20 protein-coding genes and 1 pseudogene are annotated in these 22004 nt (G+C 40.9%); 5 read left to right on the top strand and 16 right to left on the bottom strand.

Annotated features, from left to right (window positions below; genetic code table 11):
• Positions 1–86 precede the first annotated feature (86 nt).
• The 3 genes from FTV03_RS13125 to FTV03_RS13115 are packed head-to-tail and all read right to left on the bottom strand — an operon-like array spanning position 87 to position 4031.
• A complete protein-coding gene (locus FTV03_RS13125) occupies positions 87–1124 on the bottom strand; it encodes an ATP-binding protein (RefSeq protein WP_257220795.1) in 1038 nt (345 codons plus the stop codon).
• Positions 1121–3241: a Mu transposase C-terminal domain-containing protein gene (locus FTV03_RS13120; RefSeq protein ID WP_180041654.1), complete on the bottom strand. Its 2121-nt coding sequence runs from the start codon at positions 3239–3241 to the stop codon at positions 1121–1123. Before FTV03_RS13120 ends, FTV03_RS13125 begins: the two co-directional genes overlap by 4 nt.
• Positions 3228–4031 carry a TnsA endonuclease C-terminal domain-containing protein gene (locus FTV03_RS13115; RefSeq protein WP_180041652.1) on the bottom strand — a complete coding sequence of 268 codons (804 nt, stop codon included), beginning with the start codon at positions 4029–4031 and terminating at the stop codon, positions 3228–3230. Before FTV03_RS13115 ends, FTV03_RS13120 begins: the two co-directional genes overlap by 14 nt.
• Positions 4032–4460: 429 nt before the next feature.
• Between FTV03_RS13115 and FTV03_RS13110 the strand changes: the two genes are divergently transcribed.
• Both FTV03_RS13110 and FTV03_RS13105 read left to right on the top strand, forming a co-directional pair.
• Entirely contained in the window at positions 4461–4727 is a 267-nt protein-coding gene (locus FTV03_RS13110; protein WP_017396924.1) for a DUF1778 domain-containing protein, read from the top strand.
• On the top strand, positions 4717–5202 hold the full coding sequence (locus tag FTV03_RS13105) for a GNAT family N-acetyltransferase (RefSeq protein WP_180003567.1): 486 nt from the start codon (positions 4717–4719) through the stop codon (positions 5200–5202). The genes FTV03_RS13110 and FTV03_RS13105 overlap by 11 nt, the downstream gene beginning before the upstream one ends.
• Positions 5203–5795: 593 nt before the next feature.
• Here the strand turns inward: FTV03_RS13105 and glmS are convergent.
• The 8 genes from glmS to FTV03_RS13065 form a co-directional block, all read right to left on the bottom strand.
• A complete protein-coding gene (gene glmS, locus FTV03_RS13100) occupies positions 5796–7634 on the bottom strand; it encodes a glutamine--fructose-6-phosphate transaminase (isomerizing) (RefSeq protein WP_180041650.1) in 1839 nt (612 codons plus the stop codon).
• A 12-nt stretch (positions 7635–7646) separates the two neighbouring features.
• Positions 7647–9011, bottom strand: coding sequence for a bifunctional UDP-N-acetylglucosamine diphosphorylase/glucosamine-1-phosphate N-acetyltransferase GlmU (glmU, locus tag FTV03_RS13095; protein WP_180041648.1), 1365 nt, complete (start codon positions 9009–9011; stop codon positions 7647–7649).
• Between the two features lie 21 nt (positions 9012–9032).
• Positions 9033–9509 carry a phosphatidylglycerophosphatase A gene (locus FTV03_RS13090; protein WP_180041656.1) on the bottom strand — a complete coding sequence of 159 codons (477 nt, stop codon included), beginning with the start codon at positions 9507–9509 and terminating at the stop codon, positions 9033–9035.
• A 22-nt stretch (positions 9510–9531) separates the two neighbouring features.
• Positions 9532–10449, bottom strand: coding sequence for a thiamine-phosphate kinase (gene thiL / locus FTV03_RS13085; protein ID WP_180041647.1), 918 nt, complete (start codon positions 10447–10449; stop codon positions 9532–9534).
• Between the two features lie 20 nt (positions 10450–10469).
• The gene (gene nusB, locus FTV03_RS13080) at positions 10470–10919 is read right to left on the bottom strand and encodes a transcription antitermination factor NusB (protein WP_067765594.1); all 450 of its coding nucleotides are present in this window, start codon (positions 10917–10919) and stop codon (positions 10470–10472) included.
• Positions 10920–10923: 4 nt separating this feature from the next.
• Positions 10924–11394 carry a 6,7-dimethyl-8-ribityllumazine synthase gene (gene ribE, locus FTV03_RS13075; RefSeq protein ID WP_111885509.1) on the bottom strand — a complete coding sequence of 157 codons (471 nt, stop codon included), beginning with the start codon at positions 11392–11394 and terminating at the stop codon, positions 10924–10926.
• An 11-nt stretch (positions 11395–11405) separates the two neighbouring features.
• On the bottom strand, positions 11406–12527 hold the full coding sequence (gene ribBA, locus FTV03_RS13070; RefSeq protein WP_111885508.1) for a bifunctional 3,4-dihydroxy-2-butanone-4-phosphate synthase/GTP cyclohydrolase II: 1122 nt from the start codon (positions 12525–12527) through the stop codon (positions 11406–11408).
• A gap of 309 nt (positions 12528–12836) precedes the next feature.
• Positions 12837–13415, bottom strand: a complete 579-nt coding sequence (locus tag FTV03_RS13065; protein WP_180041645.1) for a TetR/AcrR family transcriptional regulator — start codon at positions 13413–13415, stop codon at positions 12837–12839.
• Positions 13416–13546: 131 nt separating this feature from the next.
• Here FTV03_RS13065 and FTV03_RS13060 point away from each other — a divergent pair, with 131 nt between their 5' ends.
• Positions 13547–14296 carry an SDR family oxidoreductase gene (locus FTV03_RS13060; protein WP_180041643.1) on the top strand — a complete coding sequence of 250 codons (750 nt, stop codon included), beginning with the start codon at positions 13547–13549 and terminating at the stop codon, positions 14294–14296.
• A 314-nt stretch (positions 14297–14610) separates the two neighbouring features.
• Complete coding sequence (locus FTV03_RS13055) at positions 14611–15216, top strand: 2-hydroxychromene-2-carboxylate isomerase (RefSeq protein ID WP_180041641.1); 606 nt, start codon at positions 14611–14613, stop codon at positions 15214–15216.
• Between the two features lie 191 nt (positions 15217–15407).
• On the opposite strand, the gene FTV03_RS13050 is transcribed toward FTV03_RS13055, so the two are convergent.
• Positions 15408–15983, bottom strand: a complete 576-nt coding sequence (locus FTV03_RS13050) for a hypothetical protein (RefSeq protein ID WP_111885504.1) — start codon at positions 15981–15983, stop codon at positions 15408–15410.
• 158 nt (positions 15984–16141) lie between these two features.
• A complete protein-coding gene (locus FTV03_RS13045; RefSeq protein WP_078194071.1) occupies positions 16142–17653 on the bottom strand; it encodes an aldehyde dehydrogenase family protein in 1512 nt (503 codons plus the stop codon).
• 221 nt (positions 17654–17874) lie between these two features.
• Between FTV03_RS13045 and FTV03_RS13040 the strand changes: the two genes are divergently transcribed.
• A complete protein-coding gene (locus FTV03_RS13040; protein WP_180041639.1) occupies positions 17875–19056 on the top strand; it encodes a transcriptional regulator in 1182 nt (393 codons plus the stop codon).
• 21 nt (positions 19057–19077) lie between these two features.
• Here FTV03_RS13040 and FTV03_RS13035 read toward each other — a convergent pair whose 3' ends face one another.
• The 3 genes and pseudogenes from FTV03_RS13035 to FTV03_RS13025 all read right to left on the bottom strand — a co-directional run.
• Positions 19078–20040: an alpha/beta hydrolase gene (locus tag FTV03_RS13035; RefSeq protein ID WP_180041637.1), complete on the bottom strand. Its 963-nt coding sequence runs from the start codon at positions 20038–20040 to the stop codon at positions 19078–19080.
• Positions 20041–20286: 246 nt separating this feature from the next.
• Positions 20287–21498, bottom strand: a complete 1212-nt coding sequence (locus tag FTV03_RS13030) for an iron-containing alcohol dehydrogenase (RefSeq protein WP_180041636.1) — start codon at positions 21496–21498, stop codon at positions 20287–20289.
• 399 nt (positions 21499–21897) lie between these two features.
• A pseudogene (locus tag FTV03_RS13025) lies at positions 21898–22004 on the bottom strand (IS701 family transposase); the annotation flags it as partial.

Below are 22004 nucleotides of genomic sequence, written 5' to 3'. Positions count from 1 at the left end.
TAATCTTTTTCAGATTCAATCAATAATTGAACCGCTCTTTCTCTGATTTCAGGGGTATATTTTAATTTTGTCATCGGGATAGTCTCTCAGAATATTGACTCTCCGACAAACCCGGTACGGTTCAGTTCAGCTGGTTGTTGAACCCATTGATATTGCCACAGCTTGTTGGTGAAAGCATACCATTCAGAAATGATCATTTGATCAGGGGTGCTAGGATCGGGAGTGGGTACTTCATTGCGCATAGGTTCCCAGATTAAAGAGCCTAATCCCGCACTGCGTCTAGCTGATCTTAAGTCTTCTTGCAGAATTTCATTGGCTTTGGGTGTCCCAATCATCACAATTGGAATGGATGCCACATTCACAAGGGTGACAAAGAAATTAAGAATGATTTCAGCCCCGCCAGATTTTTTTGTATTCAAATGCTGGATTTCATCAATGATTAAAAGTCCAATTGAATAATTATTTGCGATAATTTTCATCTGCTGCAGCATGGCATTCACATTTAAGCGACTTCTGGTGAAACGATGCTCGAAGTTTGTATCTCCTAATGCTAAATCTACTGCTCTAAAAAAGTTTGAGCATAAGTTTTTTAAAGAGCTGTCATGCGGACAATCAATTTTAAGGTAAACAATTTGTTTTAATCCCAGCTCTCTATGTTCAATCACTTGCGGGTAATAACGCAAAATTTTGTTCATTGTCGTTGTTTTACCGCTTCCCGAACATCCTATAATTGACATGCTAGTTGCAGTCGACTCTGGAGGTGCATAGCGGTAACAGCTTTCATTTGATGGTTCTAGTTGCTGAAAAGCAGCGTGTAAATGTCGATGTCTATCACCATTAGTGATGTTTCTACTCACATAACCTTGCCGAATCATAATAGAAATTTTTTGCTCAAGGGATAGATGTTTGGTCAGTGGTTGAAAAAAATCATGAGGCAACTGAGCAATCAGATGGATTCTTTCTGGTTGGGGTAAGAAACGCTGTTCTGGAATAAATTTCAGTTTCCCTCGTAGGTGTTTAATGACCGATTTTGTGTCAAGGATAGGCGGTAATTGAGTAATGAGAGGATTATCCCCATAGATATCTTCTATCGATGTGTTGACCGCGAGTTCATTATTATTCATTCTTCATCGTCCTCTTCAAATAATTGTCTCATTAAGTCTGGTTGACTGGTCAAATCCAGATTGCTGCTGTGAGATGGGGGTGTTGGAGTATTGTCTTGGTTGGAATGGATAGTCCGGATAGAATTGACGGACCTATTTTGGAGATGTTCCTCACGTTCCACCTGAATTGCTTCTTGTTTGTTCTGACGAATATCCCGAGTACGTTGTGCTTTAGAAAGTTGGTGAACTCCTGCTTGAGCCTGCCGGCTCTGTGCTGTGTGGATGATTTTGTCAGTAAAATCCTGTAATTCACTAATGGCTACAGACTTTAGTTGTGAATGTTGTTTTTCAACAGTTTTGATTGCTTTTTGAATTTGTTCAGCTTCCCACCAGGTCAGATGCTGATATTGACGTGAGGCATCACTTAAGTGCGCTTCCCAGTATTCCAACTTATTTTCATCAAAGAAAACATAAATGGTATTTACTGAGTATGGGTCAAAACCAATCCGCAACTTTTTCGGGCGGGATTTGGTCGTGTTACGAATAAACCAGCCTTGTTGATGCATTTCCAGACATTGATAGAGTAAGCCTTTGACTTTAAGTCCCTTGTCACTTAAGGAGGCGTCGGTCCTAGGTAACAAGCCAACATATAGTGATTTGTTATCCACTTGTCTTAACATCCCAGTACGGTGCTGTAGACCCCACTGCCAGAGCTTAAGGGGGGTAGAAGGCAGGTCAGTCGGCATATCGGCACTACGATCGTATTTCGTCAAAATATCAAAATTATTGCGTAACAAGACGCAGCTTAAGATGATTTTTCTGAACTCTTCCAGAGTTAGACAAGCTTCTAGTCGATAATCATGTCCGCCTTTCTTTTTTTCCTTGAATCCAGAAACAACACCAATATTCTCGTAGGATTTAAAGCGTGACTGAATGATTCCAAAAGCCCTCTCCACAATACCTTTGGCATCGCTTCGATACGGTGGCGCATTTTCAATACGAACAGAAAAGTTTTTTTCAAGAAGTTCAATTTGATAGCCAATTAGTTCACCGCGGTCTGCAAGTATGGCACCAGGTAAACCATAAATAGGCCAGTCTTCTGGTTGTATTTGCAAGCCATAACTCTGACAGAATGTCACTTTATCTTGGATTGCAACGCTGAGGCATTGTATAGCTGTGTTAAATGAACTGTTTTCCATACCGACATAAAGTCCAGTAATCATCCTGCTGAATACATCGATAACAATATATACGGTAGGTCGGCCAATAATCTGTGATGGATCTCGTGATGATACTAGATAGATGTCAGCGACTGTTGAATCTATCTCATAACGTGCACCAGGACCATTTGCTTGCTTGGTCGCTGTTGAAGTCAGAGGTTTGTGATCTTTCAGGGTTTTCTGATTCTTCAGAATTTCCTTGGAATTGTTCTTATTTCTATATCGCGTATTATAAAAGTAGTAGAATTGAGCATACGTTGGAATATCTCCAGCTTGCACTTGATGAAAGTGCTTGGAAAATAAATTTTTAAACCGAAGATAAGTTTCGTTAATGGATTGTTTTTTGACAGGAACTAAATACTCTTCGATGGCTTTCTTAAAATATAATTCAACCTGTTCAGTAACATTCTTACCTTCATTTGATTCATAGATGCGTGGTCTGCCAATTTTTTTATCACCTATCGTTCTTTTTTGGCCTTTTCCACCTGAGTTTTCATAGTCCGGTACCAAAGCATTTATCGTTTGACCACGCTGCCAGTAGCGTCTTAGGAGTCGTAGAATTTTATTAATTGATACTTCTTTCTCTAGATGTAGAGTTTTAATTTTTGCAGTCCTGATTTTTGCATTGATAAGAACTTGTTCATCATTAATTAAATCTTGAATAATTAAAAAGTTTTCATCTCTTTTTTTGAGTTGAATAGAATCTTCACTCAAGTTTAATCGTTTTAAGTATTCATAAGGATCTTGCGCTGGTATCAGGCTTTGATCATCTGAGAGAGTTTGAAGTTCCTTAGACAAAATGAGTTCAGGAAAAGCATTTTTATTATCAATCGCAATCCATACCGTATACTGCGGTAAGAATTTGAGTATTCGGTATTGTGTTGAATTCAAGATGTAAACTGAATTAATTAGTTGCATGGACTGTATTCTCATCCTGGAGTAAATTACTTGCATGAATCTCAGAAAGTTTAAGCTCCAAGTACGAAATTTCTAGATTAAATTGAAGTATTCGCAGGGCAAATAATTTTCTAAACAATGCGAGCGTCGCTCCTATACCCATTTTTTGAGTTTGGTCAAAATGCTTACAAAATTGGATTAATGAGCTTTGAGGGTACTGGCTAATTTCTTCCATAAAATAAACTGCTAGATCGATCATGTGATTTGTTATTTCAAGGTCATTTTTTTCTACATACAGCCATTTAATGTTCTCTAGTACCGTAGCAGGAATGTCTTTTTCAGTAATAAGTTTGAACGGCGTATTGTGCTCTTCTTCCCAGTAACGACGTTTAATTTCTAATGACTCAATAACATGAGCTTTATTCAGATCCTTGCTGTAAAGAGTGTCAAGGGCTATAGAAAACTTACCAAAATCAACTAAAAAATCTGAAGATAGGGTAAAAGGTATATAGTCAACCGATACTTTTTTCATTCGGAAACGAGAACAGATGGAGTTAAGATCATAGATATCCAAAGGATAATGTTCGCGAATATCTGTAACGTTCTGATTCCAGTCAAGCAGTAAAAAGGTAGATAGCTCTAGATCAGAAAATAAGTGATGAAGACGTTGACTCACACGACCTTGTACTCTATGAGAGCGACCAATTGAACTGAAGTTTTGAACAGTTTTACAAGGTTTATAATCGCGTCCATGGCCCTGGCCATACCCTTCTGTTACTAGTTCTTCATAGTTTTTTATAATTTTTGCCATACAGAAGACCTGTGGATTTTGGTGGATAATTAATCATATCTGAATGGGGGTAATTTTGTATTTGGCAAAAACATACAAACTTAAATATATTTATATACAAACAAAATTTTATAATTTTTTATTTAATTATTCTTTTAATTCATTAACTTAATAATTAATCTGGTATTTTAGTACTCAATTAATGAGTTTAAAAAACGTTAATGATAGGCAAAAGTATTCAAATTACATCTTAGTAAACATCGTTGCATATTCTTATGTAAACCAACTGCATATTCATACTCAAACCCGACCATTCATTCTGGTTCATAGTAAAATGTTTATTTTCTATTCCAAATATTTTAGAACAAAATATGTAAATTTGGATCTTAAAGTACTACCTTAATCTGCTATAATTTGTACATCATTATGATGTACAAATTGGTGGAAAATATGGCTAACTTAGCAACAGAACGAATCAATGTTCGTTCAACCGTAGATGCAAAGATTGTAATTGAGCAAGCTGCGAATTTATTGGGTCTTAGTGTGAGTTCCTTTATGATCCAATCCTCATTTGAACGAGCAAAAGAATTACTTAAATCTAATCACGAGTTAAAAGTAAATAATGCTGATCGTGATATGTTAATGAATTTGCTTGAAAATCCGCGCCCTGCAAATGATGAGATGAAAAATTTAATGAGTTTATTGGATGAAAATTGAGGTTTTACAAGCCCATCATCAGAAAAAATCATTTAATTGTGGGCAAGATGATTTAAATAAGTTCATAAAACAATACGCATCCCAACATCAGAAATCAGGAACAAGTAAAACCTATGTTGCTATTGATGATGCACAGGTGAGGGGATTTTATTGTCTATCAAGTACCTCTATAGGATTTGATGGGGTTGATGCTGTTCTCACTAAACGATTACCTCGTTATCCCTTACCTTGTGTGGTTGTGGGTCGCTTTGCCGTTGATCAAGCAGCACAGGGGCAAGGAGTTGGAAAAGTACTTTTAGCACATGCTCTTAAACAAGTTTCAAAAGTTGCTCAAATTATTGGTGTTAATTTTGTTGTAATACATGCTAAGGATCAAAAAGCTATGGAGTTTTATCAGCGGTTTGGCTTTATCTCATTAACATCAAATCCATTAACATTAATATATCCAGTGAATGAAATACCTCATTTTAAATAAGGTGGGCTGCTAGTAACAGGAATAGCTAATAGACTTATTCAGAGTTTGCACATAGTTCCTTAACCCTTATTTTGCTTTATGACCAAATACTGCGTCTAATTATGGTAATTTAATTAAGTTTGTTTTATTTTTTATCTTAAGTTGTTGATATATATTATTCATTGTTTTTTGGTTCTAAAATTAAGTTTGTATTAATATTTACTATCTTTAATTTTAGATGAAATTAAGTTTGTATAAGATTCTTCCGCTTTAAAATGCGAATTCTTGCCCAGAAAGGCGAAGCATACTTTAAATAAAATGAAATGTTTTCAAGGTGAGGTCAAAAAGGAATGCTTTTTGAATCTATGGTGGGATTTTTACATATTTATATTATTGAATATATTGGTAATAATTTTATATTTCTGGTGTGATGCTAATTTGAGTTTAATTATATTAAAAACCCTGTAGACTTGGTGTAGAACCACTAGGTCTACAGGGTAGGGTTTTGTTTGTTCATTTCATTAATGTACAAACTAAAATAATTAAATCTAAACTTAATTATTTGATACAAACTTAATTATACGAACACAATTCCAGCCCTTGATCAAAAATTATTATTCCACCGTCACTGACTTCGCCAAGTTACGTGGCTGATCGACATCTGTTCCACGCAGCACGGCAACATGGTATGAGAGTAATTGCACGGGTACGCTGTATACGATTGGTGACAATATTTCATTCACACTTGGCACATAAACCACGTGTTGACGATCTTTCGCTTTGATGCCGCTGTTTTCATCTGCAAAAACAAACAACTCACCACCACGCGCTTGCACTTCTTCCATATTCGATTTGAGTTTATCCAACATGTCATCTTGTGGAGCAAGAATCACCACAGGCATATCATTATCAACCAGTGCCAATGGACCATGTTTTAACTCACCAGCCGCATAGCCTTCAGCATGGATGTATGAAATCTCTTTAAGTTTCAAAGCGCCTTCAAGGGCGATAGGGAACTCAGTACCACGACCCAAGAATAGGCAGTGATTTTTTTCAACAAATAATTCTGATAGACGTAGAATCTCAGCATTATCTTGTAAAGTATCTAAAATCACTTTCGGTGTATGCCAAAGCGCTGCAATAATTTCAGAGACTCGGTCAGTTGAAATGCTTTGCTTAATTTGACCAATTTTCAATACCAATAGCATCAATGCCGCAAGCTGTGTGGTAAATGCTTTGGTCGAAGCAACACCAATTTCAGGGCCTGCGAGCGTCAACAAACTGTAGTTGGTTTCACGTACCATCGACGAGGTTGCCACGTTGCAAATGGTCATGGTGGTGATACTCAAGCTTTTCGCTGCTGCACGCTTTTGCGTATCACGCAGTGCAGCTAAAGTATCGGCTGTTTCACCTGATTGAGAAATACAAACATACAGTGTGTTATTCACAATCACAGGCGAGCGATAACGGAACTCACTGGCAATTTCGACTTGGCAAGGCACGTCAATCAGTTGTTCAAACCAATATTTGGCAATCATGCCGGCATGGTAGCTAGTACCACAAGCGATGATTTGCACTTGTTGAATTTGGCTGAAATCTTGAGCTGCATTGGCAAGGAAATCATCACGAAGCGCATTACCATTTAAGGCTTGTGAAATCGTTTGTTTAATCGCTTCAGGCTGCTCATAAATTTCTTTGAGCATATAGTGTTTATATTCACCTTTTGAAGCATTGCTTACAGTCGCATCAAGCTCTTTGATTGGACGATTCACCAATTTACCCTCGACGAATATTTCAATGGTATGACGTGTTAAACGTGCAATATCACCTTCTTCAAGGTAGATAAAACGGTTGGTAATCGGTAAAAGTGCCAATTGATCCGAGCTAATAAAGTTCTCGCCAATACCGACACCAATCACAAGAGGTGAACCTTCACGCACCGTGATTAATTCATCAGGATGGTCGGTATGTACGATACCCAGTGCATAAGCACCTTTGAGTTGAGGCACGACACTTTTAACTGCTTCTAAAAGACTCGGAGTGCTTTTTAAAGCATCATTGACTAAATGCGCGACAACTTCTGTATCTGTTTGTGAGGTAAAGACATAACCAAGTGCTTCAAGATCATCTTTAAGCTCTTGATAGTTTTCAATAATACCGTTATGAACAACAGCCACATTGCCTGAGATATGCGGATGGGCATTATTTTCAGTCGGTTTACCATGGGTTGCCCAGCGTGTATGTGCAATACCGACCGAACCTGCGATATCTGCTTCTTCAACGGCTTGTTCAAGATTTGCAACTTTACCTACGCGACGTTCACGTAGAACATGGCCTTTATTAATCAGCGCTAAACCCGCAGAGTCATAGCCACGATATTCAAGACGCTTTAAGCCTTCAATTAAAATATTGGTAATACTACGTTCTGCAACGCCGCCGACGATACCACACATAATGAATTCCTCTTATTTCTTAATCTTTTGCGGACGCGGATAGTTTTCTTTGGCAAATTGCTTTGAACGCTCCACCGCTAAACTGTTGTCTGCTACATCGCGTGTAATCGTTGAACCGGCACCGACAGTTGCGCTATTCCCAATGTGTACTGGAGCAACCAAAGAGCTGTTTGAGCCGATAAAGGCGCGATCACCAATGATGGTTTTAAATTTGTTGGCGCCGTCATAATTGCATGTAATGGTGCCTGCGCCAATGTTTGAACCTGCGCCTACTTCTGCATCGCCTAAATAGGTAAAGTGGTTGGCTTTTGAACCTATGCCAATGCTTGAGTTTTTGACTTCAACAAAGTTGCCGATGTGCACTTCATTCGCAAGTTTTGCACCTGGACGCAAGCGCGCAAACGGGCCGATTTGCACATCTTCGCCGACAATGGCACTGTCAAAAACGCTATATGGTTGAACTTTAGTGCCTGCCGCAATCTTGGAGTTTTTAATGATACAACCTGCACCAATTTCAACGTTATCACCGAGTTCAACATCACCTTCAATAATCACGTTGATATCGATACGGACATCTTGACCAACAGTCAATGTACCACGTAAGTCGAAACGTGCAGGATCAATCAGGTGAACGCCTTGTTGCATCAGTTGTTTAGCTTGGAATACTTGAAATTCACGTTCAAGGGCTGCCAATTGTACGCGGTCATTGACACCTTCCACTTCGAAAGCACGTTCTGGTTCAACAGATGCCACTTCGAGACCGTCTGCGATCGCCATGGCAACGATATCGGTCAGGTAATATTCACCTTGCGCATTATTATTGCTTAATTTTGGCAACCATTCGTGCAATTTAGCATTACTTACGGCATAAATACCGGTATTAAATTCTTTGATTTTACGTTGTTCTTCAGAGGCATCTTTGTGTTCAACAATGGCTTGAATTTTGCCATTTTCACGTACAATACGACCATAACCTGTCGCATCATTAACCGTTAAAGTTACTAAGCCAATACCTGTTTGAGTAGATGCATCTAATAGTTTTTGTAATGTTGCTTCAGTGATACAAGGCACATCACCTGAGAGAATCAAAGAAATCCCGGTTTTTGCGAGAACAGGCAGAGTCACTTTGACTGCATGGCCTGTACCCAATTGTTCTGCTTGTTCAACCCATTTGACATTTTCATGTGCAAACGCGTTTTGAACCAATTCGCCGCCATGTCCATAGATGGTAATTATTTCTTCTGCATTTAGTTTTTTCGCCGTGTTGATGACATGACCGAGCAGCGGTTGTCCTGCGAGGGGTTGTAAAACTTTGGGTAAACGTGAACGCATACGTGTTCCTTTACCTGCAGCAAGAATAATAACGCTAGTAGACATGTTTAATCCTAGGTGTTTCTATTACATAGACACAATATAAAAATAAATACAGATGCAAAGTGCGGCCCAAAGACCCGCAATGATGTCGTCAAACATGATGCCAAAGCCACCACCGACTTGACGGTCAATGACACGAATAGGCCACGGTTTCCAGACATCGAATAGACGGAATAGGGCAAAACCAATCAGTGCCCAAGTCCAGCTCATTTGCCCAAGATATAAAATTGGGAGGAAGGTAATGGACTGACCGGCAAATTCATCCCATACGATGCGGCCATCGTCATGAACACCCATGACTTTGGCGGTTTGACCGCAAATAAAAATGCCGACAATTGACATGATGATCATGACAATAATGGAGTTGATAAATCCAATTGCAAGCCAACCAGGAATAAACAATAAAGCAAACGCAGAGCCAAATGTTCCCGGTGCTTTGGGAGCAAGACCAGAACCAAAGCCCACGCCACAGAATGCGATGACTCGGTTAAACCAAGACATGGATTTAAAGTTAATGGCTGGTTTATGCAAAATGCTGATATCCCTGAAATTTTATGACTTGGTCCACACCGTGGTTGTTATAACGGATTCCCAAATTTGGGGTGATTTGACCGATTTTACTAATGTTTACATCTAATTTTAGTTGCAGAATTTTTTGATAATTCTGCGGGCTTATTGTAAAGCATAACTCATAGTCATCACCACCCGCGAGTGCGTACTGCCATTGGGATTCTTGTTGTAATTGTTTTACATGGTCGTCGATAGGAAGTTGATCTAACTCGATTTCTGCACCCACTTTAGAGGCATGCAAAATATGTCCTAAGTCCTGAGCCAAGCCGTCAGAGACATCGATCATGCTATGAGCTAAGCCTTTGAGCTGTTGACCAAGTTGGCAACGTGGTGTTGGATAATCTAAACGCTTTTGCAGTGGGTGTCCTAAATGCTGTAATCCGTACGCAGCATCGCCAACTTGACCGCTGACACAAATGAAATCACCAACTTGAGCGCCTGAGCGGGTTACTGCTTTGCCTATATCGACCCAGCCTAATGCTGTGACTGAAATCGTCAGATGAGGACTTTGTGTGGTATCACCACCGATTAAACTCACACCAAATTGATCGCAACAATCATATAAACCCTGACTAAAGCCTTTGAGCCAGTCATGATCAATTTGGGGTAGGCTCAATGCCAATAAAATACTGTGTGGTTTGGCACCCATTGCAGCAATGTCAGAGAGGTTGACAGCAACAGATTTCCAGCCGATGGCATGTGGTTTTGTGTCGAGAGGGAAGTGACGTCCAGCAACCAGTGTATCAGCACAGATGACCAATTGTTGCTGTGGAGGAGGGGTGAGCAAGGCTGAGTCATCACCGACCCCTAAATCGACAGAATTAATATTCTGACGATTAAAATAGGTATCAATGATCGAGAACTCAGCCATACAACGTACTACTTAAAAAATTAATTAGCTTGTTGTTTTTCTGCTGCACGCAATGTAGTCGCTAAACGATCCAATACACCATTGATGTATTTATGGCTGTCTGCACCGCCAAAATGTTTAGCTAACTCGATCGCTTCATCTAACACGACGCGATATGGAATCTCAAGATGTTCTTTGAGTTCATATGCACCAAGACGAAGTGTTGCAAGTTCAACGCCATCTAAGGCTTCAACTTCGCGATCGAGTACAGGGATTAAAAGCGCATCCAATGCTTCATGATTGGCAACAACCTCGGTCAATAACTCGTGGTAATAGCCGAGATCGACCTTGTGCATGGCATTTTCCACACGCGTACGTGCTTCAATCTCATGCACAGGATTGCGGCTCATTTGCCATTCATAAATTCCTTGTACAGCAAAGCGACGTGCTTTACGTTTTGCTGCATAAGTTGCTTGAAGTGTTTGCGACATAGCGTTAAATAGCCTTTAACAAGTTAACCATTTCAATAGCAGTTAAGGCAGCTTCACTACCTTTATTGCCTGCTTTTGTACCTGAGCGTTCAATCGCTTGTTCAATACTATCCGTAGTCAATACACCATTAATTACTGGTAAGCCAGTATCTAGACCAACAACGCCTAAACCTTTGGCACATTCGCCAGCAACAAAATCGAAGTGAGGCGTGCTACCACGAATCACTGCGCCAAGCGCGATGATGGCATCGAAACGATCTGAAGCTGCAAGTTTCTTTGCAACCACTGGAAGTTCCCAAGCACCCGGTGCATGAACAATAGTGATATTATCCTCTGATACGCCATGACGTTTCAATGTATCAACGGCACCTTCTAGCAAATGTTCAACAACAAAGCTATTAAAACGACCAACTAAAATCGCATAACGGTCTTCGTTCGCGAGATGTAACATACCTTCAATACGGCGAACTGCCATAGCAACCTCGATTATTTCTCTGATGTTTGATTTGCGGTGATGTATTCCACCACTTCTAAGTTAAAACCTGATAATGCATTAAAGCGTAATGGCGAGCTAAGAAGCTTCATTTTTTCCACGCCTAAATCACGTAAAATTTGTGCGCCGACACCAATGGTTTGGTACTGCTGTGACAGTGCTGCATTGGATTTAACATTTTTCGGTGCAGTTAAATTTTCTAAAGCAGGGCCTAAGTCCTGTAAATGACGCTGACCAATCCACACTAAAACACCACGATCGCTGGATGCGATTTCTTTGAGTGCTTTATCGAGATTCCACGCCGGAGCGCCATCTTGTTTATTGAGTTTTAGTAAGTCGCGAACGGGATTGAAACCGTGTACACGGACTGTGGTTACGCCTTGTTTCGGTTCGCCTTTAACCAGTGCTAAATGAATGTCTGGGTTACCAATTTCACGGTAACGGAACAATTCAAAAGTACCATATTCAGTATCTAAAGTTTGTTGATCAATGCGCTCAACGGTTTGCTCATTGGTCATGCGGTAGTGAATTAAGTCCGCAATGGTCCCCATTTTTAAGCCATGCTTTTCAGCAAACACTTCAAGGTCTGGGCGACGTGCCATAGTGCCGTCTTCATTGATGATTTCACAAATCACAGATGCGGGTTCTAGGCCAGCTAAACGAGATAAGTCACAACCGGCTTCAGTATGACCGGCACGGTGTAGGACACCACCAGGCTGTGCCATCAGCGGGAAAATATGGCCTGGCTGTACGATGTCAGCCGGTTTAGCATGTGCTGCCACCGCCGTTTGAATGGTATGTGCACGTTCAGCAGGTGAGATGCCTGTTGAAATGCCATTTGCTGCTTCAATCGACAAGGTAAAGTTGGTGCCGTGCTGTGCACCATTGGCATCTACCATGAGTGGTAGATTTAACTGTTGGCAACGCTCTTTGCTGAGCGTTAAGCATACAAGACCACGCGCATGCGTAATCATGAAGTTGATATCTTCAGGGCGTACGTGGGTCGCAGCGATAACAAGGTCGCCTTCATTTTCACGATCTTCATCATCCATCAGGATGACCATTTTTCCTGCACGAATATCAGCTACGAGCTCTTCAACAGTATTGAGCGGCATCAATCTTCACCTTTTTGTTTGTCTCGAATGACATTTACTTGCATTGATTGTTGCATAGTCTAACGTTTTTTTGCGTTCTTTGCCTATGCTTATCATTTTCCTTTAATGGCTCATTGTTATACACAGTCGTCAGAACCTTGAAAAGAGGACTTTATTTGAATTGTGCCATTTATGCCCAATCTTTAAGCGATTGAAAAGCATAAAAATGGGTAAGCTTATACAGATTTTAAATAATTCAAATGAAAGAGATGAACAGTTTGTCGGAAAACTGTCGGTCTTTAACTCCATGAACTGTCACATAAAAATCAATCACGTTGATGCAGCCACATGGCTCTCTAAATATTGCCGAATCATCATCTTATTGGCGTTTAAAATAGTTTTTTGCAAATGTGGATCTGCGGCTGCACGCGCAATTAAAATGGCACCGGCAAGTTGGCAGATCATGGCCCAAGCGAGTTCTTCGCTACCGAGATGCTGACTAAATAAAGCGTGACCACGCAGTAATTCAGTTTCATATACCAACTTGGTGTCCTGATCTGCACGCGCTATTTCACTCGCAAGCGTGGGGAGTGAACAACCTTGCTCGGGATGCTGAACATGTGCAGGGGTTAAATAGCGGTCAAGCTCAAATTCAATCCAATCTTGCGCATTATCATGTGGATTGTTTTGCCACATATCAAAACTGTGTTGTAACTCATGTTCAATTAAGGCTTTAAGTAGCTCTTGTTTAGACGAAAAATGTGAGTAAAAGGCGCCACTGGTGACGCCGGCGGCTTTCATGAATCCATCCACACCTGTTGCAGCAAAGCCATTTTTTTTCGCAATTTGCCCCGTAATGTTGAGCAATTCTTGTCGTTTTTGTTGTTTGTATTCGGGTTTATAGCGCATGTACATGACCCTAAAAAATTATGATTGACGATAAATTCATCATAACATAGTATTCGTTATAGTAACGATCGTTATTCAATAAAATTGTTCGCAAATGGAATATAAAAACTATCCAGCACGAGGAGATCGTCATGGAAAATAATCATATATCTAAGCCTGTCAAAGGTGTGGCATTGATCATTGGTGCAGGAGATGCCACCGGCGGTGAAATTGCCAAACGCTTTGCTCGTGGTGGTTATACCGCATGTATGACGCGGCGTAATGTCGACAAATTACAGCCCTTAATTGCTGAAATTCAAGCGCAGGGAGGGACTGCTTTTGGCTTTGGTTCGGATGCTCGAAAAGAAGAGCAAGTGATTGAACTCATCGAGCACATTGAATCAAACATTGGCCCGATTGAGGTCATGGTTTTTAATATCGGTGCCAATGTGCCATGTAGTATTTTGGAAGAAACCGCACGTAAATATTTCAAAATTTGGGAAATGGCATGTTTCTCGGCATTTTTAACGGGTCGGGAAGTGGCAAAACGCATGGTGACCCGTGAATCTGGCACGATCATTTTTACGGGTGCGACGGCAGGGGTTCGTGGTGTGGCTGGCTTTGCCGCTTTTGCTGGCGCAAAACATGCGCTTCGTGCCTTGGCACAAAGCATGGCACGTGAACTAGGGCCAAGAAATATTCATGTGGCGCATTTGGTGGTTGATGGGGCGATTGATACCGATTTTATTAAAGATACTTTTCCCGATTTGTACGTGAAAAAAGCGCAAGATGGTATTTTAAATCCAGTACATATTGCAGAAAATTATTGGCATCTCTCACAGCAACCACGAGATGCATGGACGCATGAATTAGATCTGCGACCGTGGATAGAACGCTGGTAAGCGTAATTTGATTCAAATGAAAGAACGATACGCGGTAAGGTCATCCGCAAGTGTTTGAGACAGGACTACATCTATTCAAAAATGTTTTTGCGATACTTTGAATAATTAGACGCTAGTGAACGAGTTTTGCGGATGACAATGGTTTTGGGTACTTTTGCCGAAACAAAAGTACCTCCAGCCGAAGGCTAATCCCTTTATTTAAACCCTGGATGTAAGACTCCGTCAAATCGGCTTAAAAATCATTTAAAAAATACGATGTTACTTTTACGTGCGTAACATCAGTTAGGAAAATAAGCAAAAAAAGGACGAAAAACATGAAAGTCATTGAATTTTATTTTGATGTCGGCAGCCCATATAGTTATATCGGTTTTCATCGCATTCAACAGATTGCACAGCAGTATCAAGCCGAGCTGATCTGGAAGCCGATGCTTCTTGGTGGAGTGTTTAAAGCTACAGGCAATATTAGCCCAATGGCGGTACCTGCGAAGGCACGTTATTCCATGATTGATCTTCAACGTTGGGGAAAGTTATGGCAGATACCCGTACAGATGAATCCGTATTTTCCGATCAATACTTTGCAGTTGATGCGTTTGATTACCGCAGTCCAATTATTTCAGCCTGAAGTATTTCTCAATGTACTGACGGGTATTTTTAACGCGATGTTTGGTCAGCCACGCAATTTAAATGATCTCAATGAATTAATTCAATTGATGCAAGAGCTTGGATTGGAGGTAGCGCAAGTTAAATCATGGCTTGAAGATGAAAAAGTAAAGTCTGAGCTTAAAGTGGTGACCGAAGAAGCCATTGCACGTGGTGTGTTTGGGGCGCCAAGTTGGTTTGTCGATGATGAGTTATATTGGGGTGTTGATCATTTACATTTTGTTGAGGCGGCTTTACAGGCTTCATCACGATCAGCCTAATTGGACGAATACTTGAGTGAATGCTACTGAATATGAGCACCAGTTTTAGGACGGGAATGCAGAAGTTATTGTAGATGTAAGTAAAATTATAGAATGGATCATGGCTGATTGTCTTACTTACATCTACTTTTACTCAGCTTTCATTTGTATTGAGTCTTATTTTTGGCGTACTAACTTAAAAAACTTAAGCTTTATTCCGTATATAAATAATGCTGACATTTGGTGCAATTTACGGTGCATGAATCGCTTGCATAAATACCTTTACGAAAGAATCGTTTATTGCCGCAAAAGATACAGATAAATTCATCTTTATGATTTTTAGCGCTTGGTAGTTCTTGGTAAACGAGTCTTAATCCATTGTCTTTATAACGATAATCTCGACCATAAATTTGTTTAGCAAGCCAATAGTCCAAACTTGTAAATTTTATGGCAATACAACTGATGATACAAAAAGGAAATAGCCATATAGATTCAAATGCTTTGGAAACAGACGCCCAACCTGAAAATACACTTGTGAAAGTAAAAAACATGACCGCGAAAGCACCAAAGAAGAAAAGATAGAATACTTTGCTTTGGAAAGAGCTTAATTTGTTTAAGTATTTGAGATGATGTTCATAGGTCGAAATATCATCTTGGTTGGGCACAAATGCGGGATAACGTGCTTGCTTAGGTTTGTCTGACACTTGATCACCAAATGAATGACCACAGGCACTACAAAAGTGATGTTGTACTAATGCTTTTTCTCCACAGGAGACACAATATTTCATAGCTATTTAAATATTTTTAATTAATAAAGTTATTTGTTTAGCAAGCATAAGAAAATTTGCAGCTTTTTAAAAGAAATTTTAATGAATTCTTTGAAGAGGCTTCTAACAAAAAAGCGAACCGAAGTTCGCTTTTTATCTCATGTATTGTTCAACGCTGCTTAGAAGAAGCCCATTGGTTTGGTGTCATAGCTCACCAACAAGTTTTTGGTTTGTTGATAATGATCAAGCATCATTTTGTGGTTTTCCCGGCCGATCCCTGATTTTTTGTAGCCACCGAATGCTGCGTGTGCAGGGTAGATATGATAACAGTTGGTCCATACACGACCTGCCTGAATAGCACGACCCGCACGATATGAAGTATGCGCTGAACGCGACCAAACCCCTGCACCTAGACCATAAATCGTGTCATTGGCAATTTTAATGGCATCATCAAAGTCTTTAAAGGTTGCTACTGAAAGCACAGGGCCGAAGATTTCCTCTTGGAAAATCTTCATGTCATTGGTGCCTTTAAAAATCGTTGGCTCAATATAGAAACCTGTACCGACTTCATTACGTGGATCACCACCAGTAATGAGCTGTGCACCTTCATTTTTACCTGTAGCGATACAGCCTAAAATTTTGTCTTGCTGCTCTTGCGATGCCTGTGCACCAATCATGGTGTCGGTATCTAAAGGATGACCGGTCTTAATACGTTTCACACGCTCTACTGCCATTTCCAAGAATCGATCTGCAATGCTTTCTTGTACCAATGCACGTGATGGACATGTGCAAATTTCACCTTGGTTCAGCGCAAACATGGCAAAACCTTCGAGTGTTTTATCTAAGAACTCATCGTCTTTGTCCATGATGTCTTCAAAGAAGATATTTGGTGATTTTCCACCAAGTTCTAAAGTCACAGGAATGATATTTTCAGTCGCATATTGCATGATCATTTGTCCCACAGCGGTTGAACCGGTGAAGGCGATTTTTGAGATGCGTGGATTGGTCGCCAATGGACGACCGACTTCAACACCATAACCATTCACAATATTCAGCACGCCCGGTGGGAGTAGGTCTTGAATGAGTTCAGCCAAGACCAAGATGCTGACAGGCGTTTGCTCCGCAGGTTTCAATACGATGCAGTTTCCCGCAGCCAATGCTGGAGCAAGTTTCCAAGCCGCCATCAAGATTGGGAAATTCCACGGAATAATTTGACCGACCACACCAAGTGGTTCATGGAAATGGTAAGCAATAGTATTTTCATCAATTTCAGAAATGCCGCCTTCTTGGGCACGGATACAGCCGGCAAAATAACGGAAGTGATCGATACAAAGTGGAATATCAGCGGCTAAGGTTTCACGAATCGGTTTACCGTTGTCCCATGTTTCTGCAACTGCAAGGAGCTCTAGGTTTTCTTCAAGTCGATCGGCAATTTTTAATAAAATATTTGAGCGTGTCGTTGGGGAAGAGGCGTTCCATTGGGCTTTGGCTTTATGCGCTGCATCCAAAGCCAATTCGATATCTTCAGCAGAAGAACGTGGCACTTTGGTAAAAACTTTACCGTCTACAGGGGAGATATTTTCAAAGTATTCACCTTTCACTGGCGCGACCCATTGGCCACCAATCAGGTTTTCATACTGAGCTTTAAACTGAACTTTTGAACCGGGTTGATTAGGATCGACATAACGCATATGAATTTTCCTTTGCTTGTTTATTATGATCTTGTTGGGCTGCCCATCTGTGGCAATCTACAGCTTTGGTATAAGGTACTTTTGTACATTATTTGATTAGCATAGCCTGTATAAGGTTGGAAAAAGGTTGGAGACAAGAAGGTTTACAATATTTTTTTTCAGTCTTAAAAACAAAAGCCGGGAAACGGATTTTTAGTCATGAATTGTTGTGAGAATAATGAATGATGATACAGAAGGATTTATCTGAAAAACGACAGAATGTCGAACGGTTAAGGCAGGGCATGAGTCTGTCAAAGCAGCAAAGCTCGCAATTGAATGAGAGCATTGCGAGTTCTTGGCAGCGATCGGCGCAGGCGGAAATTCCGGAAAACCGGAGTGCTGCGCCTTTGGTAAATTTAAGCCCTCAAAGTCAACAACAGTCGGCATTGCATCATGCGTTGCAACATTGTGCCGAAGATTTAAAACACATTGCCGAACAGTCGTCGATGGTACTTGCCGTGGGCGATGTAGGTAGCACGATTATTTGGAGTGCGTCGAGTCGGCAAATGCAAAGTGCTGCGGAAAGTGTGCATTTTATTGCAGGTGGGCAATGGCGCGAAGAATTGGTCGGCACCAATGCATTAGCGTTGTCTTTAAAAACCCAACAGTCGAGTTGTGTGTTTTCAAATGAACATTACATGCCATCAGTACATGAATGGGTCTGCTATGCAGCACCGATTATCGATCCACATACGCAGCAAATTTTGGGCGTGGTTGATTTATCCACTGTGTGGAAAAACCACAATAGTTTAGGGCTACTTGCGGCTGAACGCTGCGCTTCGATTATTCAATCGGCTTTGCTCGATTTTCAAAAACAGCATTTGTATATTCGGGCCTTTGCTGTGCCGCAAGTGTTATTTAATGGCAAAGTGATGGTGCTGACCCCACGGCAAATTGAAATTTTGACCATCTTGGCGCTATGTCCACAAGGCATGACCTTAGATACATTGCATCAAGCCTTATACGGTGAACGCAAGGTAAGTGTTGGGACTTTAAAAGCGGAAATGTCGCAGTTACGCGATATTTTGGGTGGTATGTTAGGCTCACGTCCCTATCGTCTATTGGCGCAAGTCGAAGCCGATTTTTTACAAGCCGAGCAAGCTTTAGATGCTGGTTATCTCGATTCTGCATTAAAACTGTGTTCAGGGGTTTTCTTGGCCAAAACCGAAAGTCCTTTTTTAGGGGCATGGCGTGATTGTCTTGAGTCACGATTAAGCCAAGCGATTTTTAATGCCAAAGAAACAGATGTTCTGCTCAAGCATGTCGCGCGTTTTCCTGAAGCCATTGATGCGGTTGAACGCCTGATTGAGCTGATGCCGAGATCGCATCCCGTACATCAGACCTTGTTGAAATTAAAACAGTAAGTTGCAATGTAATTCAGGCTATTAAAGACCTTTATTGGCCAGCCATTCAAAGAGCTGGGTATAGACTTGTTCACGCGCGGTTTTTTCCGAAAGTACTAAATCATGCAAGCCATTGTGAATGCTTTGAATGGTGACATCGCCTTGAATTTTTTTGGCATATTTTTGGATATCTTTTACACCCAAAATCACATCAGTGGTCTGCGCTGCTTTACCCCATTTTTTGGGATTTTTAGTTTGATGTGAATGCATCACTAATACCGGTACATCAATCGTCACACCTTGATGAATTTCCTTTTGAGCTTCATAAATACTGCGGACGAAACTGATGTATACCATTGGATAGCGGGTCTTTTTCCAGTCTAAGTTGAAGTCCCATTCACCCTTGAGTTCACAGTGTAAGCTGGCGGTGTACCATTTATTCAGTTCACTTGGAAATTTTAAATTGGGAAAGGTTTTTGCCAATTTACTCAGCTGTGGAATACCCAGTGCGCGTTTCACCGGATTCATGTTGAAATCATAAAATGGGCTATTAACCCAAAGGGCTTGAATTAAAGGATGATTTGGATGATGGGCTGCATACAAAGTGGTGGTTAAGCCACCGGTAGAATGACCACAGAGCAGTAAGGCATCATGACCTTCATCTGCAATGATCGTTAGGGCTTGATCTATTTCGGCATCGTATTCAGACAGTGCATGCACATTATAGTATTTTTGATGCGGGCGGATGGAGCGGCCATACTTTCTTAAATCTAAGGCATAAAAGTCGAAACCGTGCTGATTGAAGCGTTCCGCCATTTCGGTTTGGAAAAAATAATCGATAAAACCATGGATATAGAGCACCGCTTTGGAGGTTGGAGCCGCTGCTTTTTTGCGAACCAGTGTGGCAACCACAGGGCCTTCATAATCATCAGGGAAGGTCAGCGTGGCTTGTTCATAGCCTGCACCCAAAATGTCAGGCTGATACTGAATTGGTGAATGGCTCATTATTATACTCATCAATATTATTGGACATTATGCTTTATCCTTGATGAGCCATGAGCTTTTGTCAAATGAATAATCGATGCTGTTTTACCGACTAAAAAAGAGTGACCTCAGTATGAAAGCAACCAATCTATGGTCGCTTTCCTGAAATAAAAAGTGAAATGGATTCAGTTGAAGCCTACATCACCAGACTCAAAGGGTAATGTAGGCACTTGGGTCACTTAAACATGAAGACCTATTGGGCTTAACTTAAACGGCTGCTTTGAAGTCGACCACAGAGGCATTGGCTTTAAGCGCTGCCTTGAAAATATCAACCACTTGAGCATGAGTCGCTTTACGTGGGTTGGTGAGCATACAGGCATCTTTTTGCGCATTTTCAGACATGATGCTGAGGTCTTGTTCTTTCACACCAAGTTCAGAAAGGCTCGATGGAATGCCAATCGAAGCAGACAGTTCACGGATTGCTGCAATCGCTGCATAAGCCGCTTCAGTCACCGTTAAACCGTCGGTTGGCACACCCATGAGCTGTGCGATACGTGCATAGCGGTCAGGGCAGGCGATCAGGTTAAATTCGCAAACGTGTGGTAACAGCACGGCATTACATACGCCATGTGGCAAGTTGTAGAAGCCGCCAAGTTGGTGCGCCATCGCGTGGACATAACCTAAAGAGGCATTGTTAAAAGCCATTCCTGCTAAGTACTGTGCATAGCTCATCGCATCACGAGCTTCTAGGTTTTCGCCATTGGCGACGGCAGGGCTGAGCCATTCACTGATCATTGCAATGGCCTTTTCAGCACAAGCATCGGTAATTGGGTTTGCAGCAGTTGATACATAAGCTTCGACCGCATGCGTTAATGCATCCATACCGGTTGCTGCAGTGAGCGCCGCAGGTTTTGCAATCATCAGTTTCGGGTCATCAATGGCGATAAGAGGGGTACAACGCCAATCGACAATGGCCATTTTTACATGGGTTTCAGTATTGGTAATGATACAGAAACGGGTCATTTCAGATGCTGTACCAGCAGTGGTATTAATCGCAATCAGCGGAGTCATTGGGACTGTGCTTTTATCGATGCCTTCATAGTCACGAATATGACCACCACCGGCAGTGACTAAGCCAATGCCTTTGGCACAGTCATGAGAAGAGCCGCCACCGAGAGAGACAATAAAGTCACAGCCATTGTCATTGTAGGCATCTACACCGCTATGCACGTTGGTGTCAGTTGGGTTGGGTTCTGCGCCCGGAAAGATGTGACTTTCTACGCCAGCTTCAGTTAAATATGCGGCAATCGTATCTGCTACACCAAATTTGTAAAGACCGGCATCGGTCACGATAAGCGCTTTCTTTGCGCCAAGATTTTGCGCCTTTGCACCAATTTCTTTAGCACAGCCGGGGCCAAAAAGTGAAACACAAGGGATGTAAAAACCGTTTGTTTGATCTGCAATATTTTTAAAAGCCATGGTGCGATTCCTTCTACCATTCATTGTCATTTGTTATGGGTGATACTCACCTAAACTGAGTATTGCGAGGGATGTTTTAAATTCACACCTACCAAAGACCTACCAAAATTATGGCTTTGTTTTGAATTTATTTAATTGATTGAAATTTAATCATTAATTATTTTTGTTATTTTCTAAGATTCGCTAAAAGTCGTATACATTTAAGCCAAAATAGGCGTTGCGATGATTGGATGCATGATCGAGTTATCAGATTATAAAATCTAACTAAAACTACTATCAATTTACTAAATGCCCCAAAGCGCTCGAATCAGGATAGGCTATAACAAATAACGAGATAGTCACTTTTGTGCATTTCGCTTTTTGCAGTGCGAAACAAAAGATTATAGGACTTACGCACTATTATTTAAAGATTCTCTGTGGTAGCAGATGATTTTTATCGAGAATAAAGTCATCAATGAAGCTTTTGATAATTGGTCTAAATAATTTCTTCTGCCAACGATATACAT

The organism is Acinetobacter sp. YH12218 (assembly GCF_013417925.1).
GTDB classification, from domain to species: domain Bacteria; phylum Pseudomonadota; class Gammaproteobacteria; order Pseudomonadales; family Moraxellaceae; genus Acinetobacter; species Acinetobacter amyesii.
This window is presented reverse-complemented; position numbering and strand designations above follow the sequence as displayed.